Annotated in this window: 12 protein-coding genes and 1 riboswitch; of the genes, 3 read left to right on the top strand and 9 right to left on the bottom strand. The window is 63.8% G+C overall.

Annotation, left to right across the window (positions count from 1 at the left end; translation table 11 throughout):
* The first annotated feature begins 33 nt into the window (after positions 1-33).
* Complete coding sequence (locus tag ACSFBF_RS04670) at positions 34-1194, top strand: efflux RND transporter periplasmic adaptor subunit (protein WP_435465145.1); 1161 nt, start codon at positions 34-36, stop codon at positions 1192-1194.
* Between the two features lie 10 nt (positions 1195-1204).
* The gene (locus ACSFBF_RS04675) at positions 1205-4285 is read left to right on the top strand and encodes an efflux RND transporter permease subunit (RefSeq protein WP_435465146.1); all 3081 of its coding nucleotides are present in this window, start codon (positions 1205-1207) and stop codon (positions 4283-4285) included.
* Positions 4286-4517: 232 nt separating this feature from the next.
* Here ACSFBF_RS04675 and ACSFBF_RS04680 read toward each other — a convergent pair whose 3' ends face one another.
* From ACSFBF_RS04680 to chrA, 3 genes are read right to left on the bottom strand one after another with little or no spacing between them, the layout of a single operon-like run.
* Entirely contained in the window at positions 4518-4973 is a 456-nt protein-coding gene (locus ACSFBF_RS04680; RefSeq protein ID WP_435465147.1) for a chromate resistance protein ChrB domain-containing protein, read from the bottom strand.
* Positions 4970-5896 (bottom strand): Fe-Mn family superoxide dismutase, encoded by a 927-nt coding sequence (locus tag ACSFBF_RS04685; protein WP_435465149.1) that lies wholly within the window; start codon positions 5894-5896, stop codon positions 4970-4972. The genes ACSFBF_RS04680 and ACSFBF_RS04685 overlap by 4 nt, the downstream gene beginning before the upstream one ends.
* 9 nt (positions 5897-5905) lie before the next feature.
* On the bottom strand, positions 5906-7276 hold the full coding sequence (chrA, locus tag ACSFBF_RS04690; protein ID WP_435465151.1) for a chromate efflux transporter: 1371 nt from the start codon (positions 7274-7276) through the stop codon (positions 5906-5908).
* Between the two features lie 150 nt (positions 7277-7426).
* Positions 7427-7597, top strand: a riboswitch (yybP-ykoY riboswitch).
* A gap of 14 nt (positions 7598-7611) precedes the next feature.
* On the opposite strand from chrA, the gene mntP reads away from it, so the two are divergent.
* Entirely contained in the window at positions 7612-8190 is a 579-nt protein-coding gene (mntP, locus tag ACSFBF_RS04695; RefSeq protein ID WP_435458122.1) for a manganese efflux pump MntP, read from the top strand.
* Positions 8191-8602: 412 nt separating this feature from the next.
* Here the strand turns inward: mntP and ACSFBF_RS04700 are convergent, their stop codons facing one another.
* The 6 genes from ACSFBF_RS04700 to ACSFBF_RS04725 all read right to left on the bottom strand — a co-directional run bounded on the left by ACSFBF_RS04700 (position 8603) and on the right by ACSFBF_RS04725 (position 12579).
* On the bottom strand, positions 8603-9226 hold the full coding sequence (locus ACSFBF_RS04700; RefSeq protein WP_435465153.1) for a 2OG-Fe(II) oxygenase family protein: 624 nt from the start codon (positions 9224-9226) through the stop codon (positions 8603-8605).
* Positions 9223-9801: a 2OG-Fe(II) oxygenase family protein gene (locus tag ACSFBF_RS04705; protein WP_435465155.1), complete on the bottom strand. Its 579-nt coding sequence runs from the start codon at positions 9799-9801 to the stop codon at positions 9223-9225. The genes ACSFBF_RS04700 and ACSFBF_RS04705 overlap by 4 nt, the downstream gene beginning before the upstream one ends.
* Before the next feature lie 13 nt (positions 9802-9814).
* Positions 9815-10369 carry a 2OG-Fe(II) oxygenase gene (locus ACSFBF_RS04710; protein WP_435465157.1) on the bottom strand — a complete coding sequence of 185 codons (555 nt, stop codon included), beginning with the start codon at positions 10367-10369 and terminating at the stop codon, positions 9815-9817.
* A 57-nt stretch (positions 10370-10426) separates the two neighbouring features.
* Entirely contained in the window at positions 10427-10729 is a 303-nt protein-coding gene (locus ACSFBF_RS04715; protein ID WP_435465158.1) for a hypothetical protein, read from the bottom strand.
* Positions 10730-10802: 73 nt separating this feature from the next.
* Positions 10803-11804, bottom strand: coding sequence for a D-alanine--D-alanine ligase (locus ACSFBF_RS04720; protein ID WP_435465160.1), 1002 nt, complete (start codon positions 11802-11804; stop codon positions 10803-10805).
* Between the two features lie 502 nt (positions 11805-12306).
* The gene (locus ACSFBF_RS04725; RefSeq protein ID WP_435465161.1) at positions 12307-12579 is read right to left on the bottom strand and encodes a hypothetical protein; all 273 of its coding nucleotides are present in this window, start codon (positions 12577-12579) and stop codon (positions 12307-12309) included.
* Between the last annotated feature and the right edge of the window lies 1 nt (position 12580).

Here is a 12580-nt window from a genome sequence, read left to right on the forward strand (position 1 = left end):
AACACGAAGAAAAGCCTACCTATGACCCGGAGAATGATCATCATGATCGGCTGCGTACTGCTGCTGGTCGCCGTGCTCGCGTTCGGCAAGTTCATGCAAATCCGCGCGCTGATCGCGGCCGTGCCCAAGCCGGCGCCGCAGACCGTGTCGACGGCCCAGGTGCAGAAGCTGCAGTGGCAGACGCAGTTCACCGCGGTCGGCACGCTGAACCCGGTGCGCGGCGCCGACCTCAGCACCGAAGTGGCGGGCTTGGTGCGCACGGTGCATTTCAAGTCCGGTCAGGACGTGAAGGCCGGCGCACTGCTGGTCGAGCTCAACGCCGACTCCGACATCGCCCTGCTGCATTCGGCCGAAGCCGCCGCAGCACAGGCCGCCACCGTGCTCAAGCGCGACCAGGCGCAGCTGGCGGTACAGGCCGTGAGCCAGGCGCAGATCGACGCCGACGTCAACGACCTGAAAGCCAAGCGCGCGCAGGTCGAGCAGCAGGCCGCCGTGGTGGCGAAGAAGTCGATCCGCGCGCCCTTCTCGGGCCGCCTCGGCATCACCGCGCTGAACCCGGGCCAGTACGTGAACGCGGGCGACAAGCTCGTGACGCTGCAGACGCTGGACCCGATCTACGCCGACTTCTCGCTGCCGCAGCAGCAGCTCTCGGGCCTCGCGGTGGGCCAGGTGGTGAACCTGTCGGTCGACACCTTCCCGGGCCAGAGCTTCAGCGGCAAGATCAACGCGATCAGCCCGAAGGTGGATTCCACCACGCGCAACGTGCAGGTCGAGGCCACGGTGTCGAACCCCAAGCTGCTGCTGCTGCCCGGCATGTTCGCGAACGTGAAGATCGACATCGGCGGCGTGCAGGAGCAGCTGACGCTGCCCTCCACCGCCGTTACCTACAACCCGTACGGCTCCACGGTGTACGTGGTGAAGGAAGCCGAACCACCCAAGGCCGGTGCTGCTGGTGCTGCCGGTACGCCAGCCCCCGCGGCCAACCCGTCGGGCAAGCCGCAGCTCATCGCCGAGCAGGTCTTCATCGAGACCGGCCCGACGCGCGGCGACCAGATCTCCATCGTCAAGGGGCTGAAAGCCGGCCAGGTGGTGGTGAGCAGCGGACAGAACAAGCTGAAGAACGGCTCGCCCGTGACGGTGGACAACAGCGTGCAGCCCACCAACGATGCGGCGCCGACGCCGCAGGAAAAGTGAGGCAGCCCGCATGAACTTCACCGACATCTTCATCCGCCGGCCCGTGCTGGCGATGGTGGTGAGCCTGCTGATCGTGGTGCTGGGGCTGCGCGCGCTGGCCGGCCTGCCGGTCAACCAGTATCCGAAGACCGAGAACGGCGTGGTCACCATCAGCACCGCCTACTACGGCGCCGATGCGGCCACGGTCGCGGGCTTCATCACGCAGCCACTCGAAGCCGCCGTGTCGCAGGCGCAGGGCATCGACTACCTGTCGTCGTCGAGCAGCCTGGGCGTGTCGACCATCACCGCCACGCTGCGGCTGAACTACGACTCGAACCGCGCGCTGACCGAGATCAACACGCAGGTCAACTCCGTGCGCAACCAGCTGCCGCCGCAGGCGCAGCAGCCGGTGCTCACGGTGGCCACGGGCCAGACCACCGATGCCATGTACATCGGCTTCTACAGCGACACGCTGCCTAACAACAACGTGACCGACTTCCTGGTGCGCGTGGTGCAGCCCAAGCTCAATGCCATTCCGGGCGTGCAGACCGCTGAAATCCTCGGTGCGCGCACCTTCGCGCTGCGGGCCTGGCTCGACGCGCAGAAGATGGCCGCCTACGGCGTGACCGCCACCGACGTGAGCACCGCGCTCGCCGCCAACAACTACCTGGCGGCGGTGGGCACCAGCAAGGGCCAGATGGTGAGCGTGCCGCTCACGGCCGGTACCTCGCTGCACAGCGTGGACGAGTTCAAGCAACTGTCGGTGAAGAGCAGCAACGGCGCCATCGTGCGGCTGCAGGACGTGGCCAACGTCACGCTCGGCTCGGAGAACTACGACTTCAACGTGGCCTTCAACGGCGTGCGCTCGGTGTTCATCGGCATCAAGGTTGCGCCCGAGGCCAACATCCTCGAAGTGGCCAAGCAGGTGCGCACCGTGTTCCCCGACCTGCAGGCCCAGTTGCCCACGGGCCTGACCGGGAAGATCGTCTACGACTCGACCGACTTCATCAACACCTCCATCAGCGAAGTGATCAAGACGCTGGTCGAGGCGCTGATCATCGTGACGGTAGTGATCTATCTCTTCCTGGGCAGCTTCCGCGCGGTGGTGGTGCCGGTAATTGCCATGCCGCTGTCGCTGATCGGCACCTTCTTCGTGATGCTGGTTCTGGGCTACTCCATCAACCTGCTCACGCTGCTGGCGCTGGTGCTGGCAATCGGGCTGGTGGTGGACGACGCGATCATCGTGGTGGAGAACGTCGACCGGCACATGCGGGAGGGCAAATCGCCAATGCAGGCTTCGCTGCTCGCGGCGCGCGAGCTGGGCGGGCCCATTCTTGCCATGACGGTGGTGCTGGTGGCGGTGTACGTGCCCATCGGTTTCCAGGGCGGGCTGACCGGGTCGCTGTTCACCGAATTCGCGTTCACGCTCGCGGGCTCGGTGGTGGTGTCTGGCGTGGTCGCGCTCACGCTGTCGCCGATGATGTGCTCGCGCTTCTTCAAGCCCGAGCAGGACACCGGCAAGTTCGCGACCTTCATCGAGCACACCTTCGAACGCGTGCACCGCCGCTACCAGCTCATATTGCGCGGCGTGCTGAAGACCTGGCCGGTGATGATCGTGATGGGCGCCATCCTCGTGGCGCTGCTGTTCGTGATGTTCAAGATGTCGAAGTCGGAGCTCGCACCCGAGGAAGACCAGGGCATCGTGCTGTCGCAGGTGGTGGGCGCGCCCACGGCCACCATCAACCAGATGCAGACCTATGCGGACCAGATCTTCAAGGTTGCGCACGACACGCCCGAATACGCGCAGCTGTTCCAGCTCACCGGCGTGCCGAGCACCAACGCGGGCATTGCCGGCGTGCTGCTCAAGCCCTGGGACCAGCGCACGCGCAGCGCGCACGAGATCCAGGCCGACCTGCAGAACCGCTGGAACGGCATTGCCGGCGCGAAGGTCGTGGCCTTCCAGTTCCCGGCGCTGCCGGGCGCCTCGGGCCTGCCGGTGCAGTTCGTCATCAAGACGACCGAACCCTTCGAGAACCTGAACACGCTCGCCCAGCAGATCATGGACAAGGCGCGCGCGGACGGAAAGTTCTACTACATCGACGCCGACCTGAAGATCGACTTGCCGCAGGCCACCGTGGTGGTCGACCGCGACAAGATCGCCACGCTGGGCATCACGCAGCAGGACGTGGGCAACGCGATGGGCGCGGCGCTGGGCGGCGGGTATGTCAACTACTTCTCGATTTCGGGCCGCTCGTACAAGGTGATCCCGCAGGTGCAGCAGGTCGACCGGCTCAATCCGTCGGACGTGCTCAATTTCTACATCAAGACCCCGAACGGCGTGGTGCCGGCGAGCACGGTCGCGAGCCTGAAGTACACGGTGCAGCCCGAAACGGTGAACCACTTCCAGCAGCTCAACTCCGTGACCATCCAGGGCGTGCCCAGCGGCACGCAGGGCGAAACGCTGGAGTACCTGCGCGGCGTGGTGCAGCAGCTTGCGCCCAGCGGCTACACGGTCGACTACTCGGGCCAGTCGCGCCAGTTCGTGCAGGAGTCGGGCAACTTCGCCATCACCTTCCTGTTCGCGCTGATCATCGTGTTCCTGGCGCTGGCGGCGCAGTTCGAGAGCTTCCGCGACCCGGTCGTCATTCTGGTGTCGGTGCCGCTGGCCCTCTTCGGCGCCATGATCTTCATCTTCTGGGGCTTCGCCTCGATGAACATCTACACGCAGGTGGGGCTGGTCACGCTGATGGGCCTCATCAGCAAGCACGGCATTCTGATCGTCGAGGTGGCGAACCGGCTGCAGAAGCAGGGACTGAGCAAGCTCGACGCCATCGTCGAGGCGGCCGGCACGCGGCTGCGGCCAATCCTGATGACGACCGCGGCAATGGTGTTCGGCGTGCTGCCGCTGGTCATTGCCTCGGGCGCCGGCGCGGCCGGGCGCAAGGCGATGGGCATCGTGATCTTCAGCGGGCTGTCGATCGGCACGCTGTTCACCTTGTTTGTCGTGCCTGCGATGTACCTGTTCATCGCGGCGCGGCATCAGAAGGAAGAAAGCGCTGAGAGCCCACCGGAACAACCGGCGTTGCCGGGAGCGGTGGCGCCAGAGGCCTGACTGAGCCTCGGTGCCGGGTCGCACCGGTCGAGCCCGCTGCTGTAGAAGCAGCGGGCTTTTTTCATTTCATGATTGCAGCGACAGCTCTTGAAGGACTGAAGACGTGCCCCTCTTCCACCTCCCGGCATTGCGCGACGGCCTCTACGCCGGCGCTGCGTTCATTTGCGGTGCTGGCTGCCACAGCTGCCCGGGGCATCGACAACACCTTGCCGCGCGCACTGAAGAAGAAACCTCAGGCCATCACCGGCGGCCAGTTGTGCGTTTCGCCCTGGCCGTCGCGGCACCAGGCATAGAGCGCGTCGTACATCACCAGCCCGTGTCGCAGCATCTCGTGGTCATCGGCAAAGACGCGCGAGAGCCCGAGCGAGATGGCGTACAGGCCGGCCGACTGCGGCGCCAGGTCGAGGCGCGAAGTATCGGCACCCCGCACGATCGTTGCCAGCGTCTGGAGCGCCGGGTCGGTCAGCCGGTACTTCGCGAGGAATGCATCGAAGCTGCACAACTCGCCGACGTGGCTGAGTTCGACGTCCGGAATGTCATACGGCACGGCCCCTACCTCGGCCGCGATGCGCAGCACATCGGTCTTCGGCACGTACAGGAACTCGGCCTCGCGGTCGATGAAGCGCAAGACCAGCCACGGGCAGGCGATGCGGTCGATCTTCGGGCGCTCGCGCGTGATCCATTTCATGGCGTGTCTCCTTTCGTGGCAAGCGGCCGGCCGGCCGCCTGCCAACCGTCGATCCCGCCGCGCAGGTAGCGCGCATCCACGCCGGCCGCACGCAGCCGCATGGCCGTGGACCGGCCCACTTCGTGCCCGTAGACGCAGTAGACGACGACCTCGCGATCGCGCGGAAGCTCGCGCGACCAGTCGGTAACGGCGGCCGGGTCGCGCCAGCGCGCGCCGGGAATCAGCGACTGGGTGCGCTCGAAGACGCCCGCGCGTCGCACGTCGAGCACCAGGGCACCGGCCAACTCGTGCTGCCCGGCGCCGAAAGGCTCGCTCGCGCCATGCACCGCAAGCTGGTAGCGCTCGTAGACGCGCGCCCAGTCGATGCAGGCCACGCAGGCATCGACGTACGCGCCCGCCGCCGCGCCGAAGTCCATGTGATAGGCGTGCTCGTACATGTCCAGCGCAAGGATCGGCACGCCACCGGCAATCGCATGCGCGTGATCGGCCGCCCACTGGTTGGTCAGCGTACCTTCGCGCGGCTGGAACACCAGCAGCACCCAGCCGGAGCCGCCGCCCAGCGCGTTGCCCATGGCGACGAATTCCTCCCGCCATCGCTCGACGCTGCCGAAATTGGCGGCCAGGGCCAGCGCCATGGCCGGCTCCATGGCCGGCTCCATGGTCTGGCCGTCGCCACCGAGACTGCCGAAGTACAGCTCGTGCAGCAGCATCGAATTGGTGGCGATCAGCTCTTCGCGCTTGAGGCCGTTGAGCTCAAAACCGGCCAAGCCCGCAACGGGCTCCTTTGCCAGCTGCGCGCGGATGGCATTGAGCCGCTTCACGGCCCCGCCATAGTTGTTCTGGTGATGGCTGCCGAGCAGCTTCGCTGACAGTCCGCGGATCGTCGCGGGGTCGAACGGCAGGGGTTGTGCGATGGCGTCCATGGTGCCTCCTCAGCGCAGCCCGGGCACCAGGGTCGCCAGCAGCCCGACGGCTGCGCAGGCGCCGAGCAGCGGCATCACGCCGACCTTGAAGCGAAAGAGCGCCACGGCCGCCGCCACCGTGATGACCGCGGACAGCGCGTCGAAGCGCCCACCGAAACCCTGCGGCCACAGCACGTGGTACGCGAAGAACAGCGCGAGGTTCAAGATCACGCCGACCACCGCGGCCGTCACGGCCGACAGCGGCGCGGTGAACCCGAGCTTGCCGTGCGTGGCCTCGATCAGCGGCCCACCGGCGAGGATGAAAACGAACGACGGCAGAAAGGTGAAGAAGGTCACCACCGTGGCCGCCAACGCCCCGCCGATGAACAAGGCGCCCGGCCCCGCGACCTGCTGCAGCCAACCGCCCACGAAGCCGACGAAGGCCACCACCATGATCAGCGGCCCGGGCGTGGTCTCGCCGAGCGCCAGGCCGTCGATCATCTGCGTGCCGTTGAGCCAGTGGTAGTGCTCGACCGCCCCCTGGTACACATACGGGAGCACCGCATAGGCACCGCCGAAGGTCAGCAGCGCGGCCTTGGTGAAGAACCAGCCCATCTGCGCCAGTGCACTCTGCCAGCCCTGCGTGGCCACGAGCACACCCATCGCCAGGGCCCACAGGCCGAGTCCCACTGCCAGCACCTTGGCAAGGCGGCCGCGCGTGAAGCGGGCATGCGCGGGGGTCGGCGTGTCGTCGTCGATCAGCGCCGGCCCGTAGCCCTGATTGCCGCTGCCATGGCCGCCGCCCAGTGCGAACACGCCCGGCGCCCGGCGCGCCCCGAAATGGCCGATCAGCGCGGCCCCGATCACGATCGCCGGGAACGGCGTGTCGAAGGCGAAGATGGCCACGAAGGCTGCGCCCGCAATGCCCCACATCCACCGATTCTTCAACGCCCGCGTGCCGATGCGATGGGCCGCGTGCAGCACCAGCGCGGTGACGGCCGGCTTGATGCCGTAGAAGATGCCGGCCACCGCGGGCACGTTGCCGTACGCCATGTAGATCCAGGACAGCGCGATCAGGATGAACAGCGACGGCAGCACGAACAGCACGCCGGCGACGATGCCGCCCCAGGTGCGGTGCATCAGCCAGCCGATGTAGGTGGCCAGCTGCTGGGCTTCGGGGCCGGGCAGCAGCATGCAGTAGTTGAGCGCGTGCAGAAAGCGCTTCTCGCTGATCCAGCGCCGGCGCTCGACCAGCTCGGTGTGCATGATCGCGATCTGCCCGGCAGGACCGCCGAAGCTGATGAAGCCGAGCTTGAGCCAGAAGCGGAATGCTTCGGCGAAGGAGACGGGCTGGATGGGCGCGGAATGCGCAGGAGAGGCGTCAGGCAGTACGGTGTCCACGGATAGCTCCGTTATGGGTCGCCAGCGCTTGGACGGGACACCGTCTTACTTTGCAGACCGGGAGGCTGTTTCCCCGGGACGGAAATCGTAGCAGACCCATCGGCTTCCCTGTCGGTTTTCTTCGAGCCCGGGCTTCGCCTAGAATCGCGGCTCCCTTGGGGAGTAGCCGGCTTCCGGACTTCGGAAGCGCTCACGTCAACATACTCGGTTCGCACCTTGCGACCGTGGCGTGAGCAGCCGAAAGGTTGGCGAGACCAGCGGTGCATGAACGCGGCATTGGCCGGCGGGTTCGTGCGCCGCGGCGTCTTGAACCGGCCTTGCTTGCTACTTCCAACATGAACATCGCCTCCACGATTCTTCTTGCATTCGCCATGTCGACGGATGCTTTCGCCGCGGCCGTCGGCAAAGGCTCCGCCCTGCGCAAACCCTCCTGGCGCGAAGCCCTGCGAACCGGACTCATCTTCGGCGTCATCGAGGCGCTGACTCCCGTCATCGGCTGGGCGGCAGGCCTTGCCGCTGCGAGCTACGTCGCGCAATGGGACCACTGGATCGCGGTCTCGCTCCTCAGCGTGCTGGGGTTGCGCATGATCTGGTCGGGCTTCGGCGCGCCGGACGAGGCGGACGAGGCGGACGAAAAGCCAAGCCGCAACTCCTTCTGGTCGCTCGCCATCACCGGCTTTGCCACAAGCATCGATGCGATGGCGGTGGGCGTCGGGCTGGCCTTCATCAACGTTAACATCGCATGGACGGCGCTGGCCATCGGCCTTGCGACTTTCACGATGGTCACCATCGGTGTGATGGTGGGGCGCGTGCTGGGCGCGGTGCTCGGCAAGCGAGCGGAGATCATTGGCGGCCTCGTGCTGATCGGGATCGGCGTCTTGATCCTCTATGAGCACCTGAACGGCCTGGCTTGATCATGCGCAGAAAAATCCCCGCGTGCACAAGGCAGGCGGGGATTCTTGAAGATTTGGTAGGACGTACTGGATTCGAACCAGTGACCAACGGATTAAAAGAACCCCGTCTTCAGAGGATGAGGGCCTAGGTCCTTAAGCCCTCTTCCCCATCGAGCACTGACCCACTCCTGCACGCCGATGCGCAGGATGTGATGGAGTGCGCTCGGGGATATGGACGGATCAAGCGTCAGCGGAAATGTGGGTCACGTAGGCGCGGAAATCAACAGTTGAGGGAAATGGCAGCTTCGCGCTCGCAGCGCGGCTCAACCAAGCAAAGGAAGAGCTCGCGAAACACGCTAGGTAGAAGCCCATGACCTCTGACAGTGAGCGAAGCCCTGATTGCCGCCCCCGGGCGCGAGTTTGAACTGTGCATTCAAAGTTCAAAACGCCCAGTGTGCCCATCCAGAATTCCGTAGATGCGCTGATACGAGAATCGCTGCCCTCTCACGATCGGCTTGACCTCGTGTGGAAAATTCCGGTTGGAAGGAAAGATGAGCAGCATTCCGGCACTCGGCCTCAGCTCGAGGCCCTGCTTAGGGAAGTCAATCTCCCCGCCGTCAAAATCCGAATTCAGATACAGGATCGCCGTGATCCCCCGCTGCACATCCCGCGTGAGCACGCTGCCGTCCGGCCTCAGCACATGGTCGTCGGCATGCATCTTCAGGCCGATGCCCGGCGTATACGCAAAGAACTCGTGCTGCGCGAGAACAAGACTGTCCGATGGCTGCGCCAGGAAGTGCTGCTCGAAGTACTGCTGGACCGCCTCGAAGATAAAGAACGCAAGCTCCTCATCGTGGCGCGGAACGATCGCCTTGCTGTCGCGAGACTGCGTATCGACGACCGAGTCCCCGTTGCGGCCATAGACCTCATGCACGCGGAAGTCGCGCGCCTGCAGTCGGTCCTCGATGTGCGCAACGCACAGATCCAGGGGCAAGGCGCAGGCCCTCTGAAAAATGGGAGCGTCCGGCTTCTGAATGGATTCGGCGTAGGTAATCACAGGTCGAACCGCCATGTGGTTTGCAGCAAGCTGCGTGCGCCCGACTGGATCGCGGTGACACCATGCTTGTATTTGAAATGACCGGGAAAGGTCACGAGCTTGCCGGCCACGGCATCGATATGCAAATCGGCGTTGGGGAAGTGCAGCTTGCCGCCCTCGAAGTCCCGCCCTTCCGTCGAGAGATAAAGCAAGGCCACCAGCTGGTTCGCCCAGTTGAACATCACCGTGCCCAGGCCGTAGTCCCGATCGGCAGGGTCCTGATCGTCGCAGTGCACGGGACAGCCCGGGCCTTCGAAATAAAGCAGGATCTGGCTCGACGCAAGGGTGACGTTCCTGCCCGCATAGTTGTACTGCGACGCCAGCGCCTCCACCTGCTGCCGGACGACGTCGACCAGTGCGTCCTTGGCCGGCAGCTCGACGTCGAAACTCATGCGCCCGCGCTCGCGGCCATGGTTGGTGTTGTACGTCCTGGAAGGCGTCGGGTCCTTCTTCCAAGCGTCGAGGATAGCCTGTCGGTGGTCAGCGATCTCCAGCTGCCGAATCCGGATGCCGTCGCGCCCGTCCGGTGTGGACACCGTGAAGCATGGGTTAAACAGCGGCCGTATCTTTGACATAGTAGTGCCTGGCGATGGCGATCCTCTTCCCCCTCGTCACGGGCGTCACCAGGTGGGGAAAGAGATGGTTCGATGGAAAGGCGACCAGCGTTCCGGTCAGCGGCTTGACGGAGATGTCGTGATCCGGAAAGACCAGCTCTCCACCTTCGAGATCGTCGGTGCTGATGTAGAGCAGCCCCGCAAACTGGTTCAGCAAATGCATGACGTACTTGTCACGGCCAAACTGCCGGGGCGGCTTGAACTGGTCATCGACATGCAGGCCCGCACCCGCGCCGTCGCTGTAGAGCATGAATTGCTCTCGAGACACGGAGCCGGAATACCCTTCACCCCGCGCATGGAGCGACTGAAGCACGAACTCGTCCAGCATCTGGAAAAGCATCGCGAACCGCTCCGGCTGGCGATGCTTGAGTTCCTTGGAGCGGCGCAGTCTCTTGTCTTCTTCACCTATGTTGGAGTAGATGTCGAAGGACAGCTCGAGCTCCTCGGTCTCGAAGGCCGAGAAGCAGCTCTGGATCAACTCGGCGGGCATGGAGGTTCTTGAAACCTCCACGCCCCCGCCGACCATGTGGACCGGGTTGGGGAACAATCAGCTCCCTCCGGCGCCGATGCTGCCCGTGGCGCTGGAGCCATTGCTCGCTGCAATGCCGTTTTGCAGCGCCATGAAATTCGCGCTCGTCATCGAGTTGATGATAGCCGAGGTCAACGCCGGGACGTTGATACGCAGCGGGTTCTCGGGGGTGCCGTCGCCGATGATGTAGATGCTGCCCACGACCACCGGTGCATGCGCCGTGGCGGCAATCTCGCGAACGGCTGCGGCGGACTCTCTCTTCAGCGGCAGCACGTTGCTCTCGGCGATCTCCGCGGGCTGCATTTTTTGAAGTTGTTGCACAGTGAACTCTCCTTGGGGGTGAACTTCGATCAGCGTCGAAGCGGGTGGACAGGCCATGACAGCCCGGAAAATTTCATGAGATGGGCGATGTCTCGAACAATGTCGAGAAGACGTGCGGGTAGCCTGAAGGCGGCAGAGTCGGGTTCGAATTGACTTCCAGCCACCACGCGTTGCCGAGGGAGTCGACCACACCGTCCAGCGAGTAAAGAATGGGCGCCGAGAACCTGGCCTCCAGATCGACGGCGAGCGCTTCGGCCGCGAGTCTGGCTTGCGCAAGAAGCGCTTCGGACAGCTGGGGCAAATCGTTGTCTGCAACCTCCGTCGTACGGGGAGATTCGTAGTCGCGTCCGTAGCGGAAATCGAGCCAGCCAGTGACTCCGCTGGGGAGCACTTCGTCTCGAGTGAACCCTTGGTGAGCCAGTGAACTTGCGATCGCCTCCCCATCCCCCGCAGGACGAGGCATCCGGGGGGACTGGGCCTGGGCCAATAGCTCGATGAGCTCGTCGATGCAATGGACGCCATTGCCGGTGACTGTGGGATACGGATAGGCGTGCGCATGGAAGATGGTGCGCCCCCAGATCCACAGCTTGAGGTTCACGCCCTGGATGAACTGTTCGGCGTACCGGGTCTCCGGCGAGGGCGACGCGCTGGCGGCCACTTCAGGCAAGGCAACCCCGGCCCGAAACGGCCCCGTGATGTGCAAGCCGAAGGAGCCTCTGGAGCCCTTGACGATGTAGTCCTGATCGGGCTGCTGCGGGGCAATCCACCACGCAGGCGTGCGAAGGCCGTGCTCGACCATGTGGGCCTTGAACAGCAGTTTGTCGGTCGACAGGGCCCACTGCACCGGTGCGTAGGGCAGCCAGCCCAGAAAGCCGGTTGCCTGGTTCGAGATCTTGCTGACGTTGAGCAACTGGCCATCGATGCGTGCGCGGAACTGGGGCTGCAAGGTGAAGTAGCGATTCCTTGCCTTCACTTCCATCTGGAAAGACTCGACGTCAATCGAGCTTTGAGCTGCATACCTCTCCCCCCAGCTTTTAACTGCGCGGATATGGTTCAACAGCATCGTCATGTACATGGGGAGAAGTCGTCGGCAACGAGGAGCAGGGAGATTATTGAGAAGGCCTCGCCTTTCGAGATCAGCCGAGTAGCGTCCCAAGCCAACATGTCCACGGCGGCTGCGACTTGTTTAGCATTTCCGACTGCGCGAAGGGGGCTTTATGCTTGTATGCAGCTATCGAATGAGCACGATTTCGGGCTGGAATCATGTTGTACCCTTGGCTGGCGCAGATGTAGATGCGCGCACGAACACTCTAGGCGCGGGCCCGGCGCTCCAGCGGCAGCAGATCGAGGCCATCGCCTAGCTAGCCCAAACCCCAAACCGAACTCGCCAACGATTCGTCAGCGAGATGCTGGAGACGGTGCTGGCTCAGCATAGAGCAGCCAATGCCGTCAGTAGCAACCCCCATGAACCTCCACCTGAGCGGCTGCGGTGGTGGTGAGGGTTTTTTATTTCTTCTTAGCTGCTACCCGAGAAGAAGCCGCGCGCAGGGGCGGTTTCTTCGAGACAGGATAGCAAATTATTTATTTGAATCTGCCTTTGATTTTTCAAAATCCCTTAAAAGATCTACATTGTAAAAAATGGGAGTGCCTTTGGATTTTAAGAATTCTATGGCATCGTGGATCAAAATCTCATCATCCTCCATGAGATACCACGTCTTTCCCGTTGAATCAAAATAGTTAAGCGACTCAGCATCTGATGCACCCAAACAAGTAATGTAAAAATTCTCAATGGCCGCATAGCCCAACAAATAATTCAACAAATCATTCTCTTCGTATTTTTTGTAGTTCATT

The sequence above is a fragment of the Variovorax nivicola genome (assembly GCF_051216475.1).
Lineage (GTDB): Bacteria > Pseudomonadota > Gammaproteobacteria > Burkholderiales > Burkholderiaceae_C > Variovorax.

Coding starts and splice junctions, on each gene's coding strand:
- ACSFBF_RS04670 (WP_435465145.1), top strand. CDS start 34: ATGATCATCATGATCGGCTGCGTACTGCTGCTGGTCGCCGTGCTCGCG.
- ACSFBF_RS04675 (WP_435465146.1), top strand. CDS start 1,205: ATGAACTTCACCGACATCTTCATCCGCCGGCCCGTGCTGGCGATGGTG.
- ACSFBF_RS04680 (WP_435465147.1), bottom strand. CDS start 4,973: ATGAAATGGATCACGCGCGAGCGCCCGAAGATCGACCGCATCGCCTGC.
- ACSFBF_RS04685 (WP_435465149.1), bottom strand. CDS start 5,896: ATGGACGCCATCGCACAACCCCTGCCGTTCGACCCCGCGACGATCCGC.
- mntP (WP_435458122.1), top strand. CDS start 7,612: ATGAACATCGCCTCCACGATTCTTCTTGCATTCGCCATGTCGACGGAT.
- ACSFBF_RS04710 (WP_435465157.1), bottom strand. CDS start 10,369: ATGCCCGCCGAGTTGATCCAGAGCTGCTTCTCGGCCTTCGAGACCGAG.
- ACSFBF_RS04720 (WP_435465160.1), bottom strand. CDS start 11,804: ATGTACATGACGATGCTGTTGAACCATATCCGCGCAGTTAAAAGCTGG.
- ACSFBF_RS04725 (WP_435465161.1), bottom strand. CDS start 12,579: ATGAACTACAAAAAATACGAAGAGAATGATTTGTTGAATTATTTGTTG.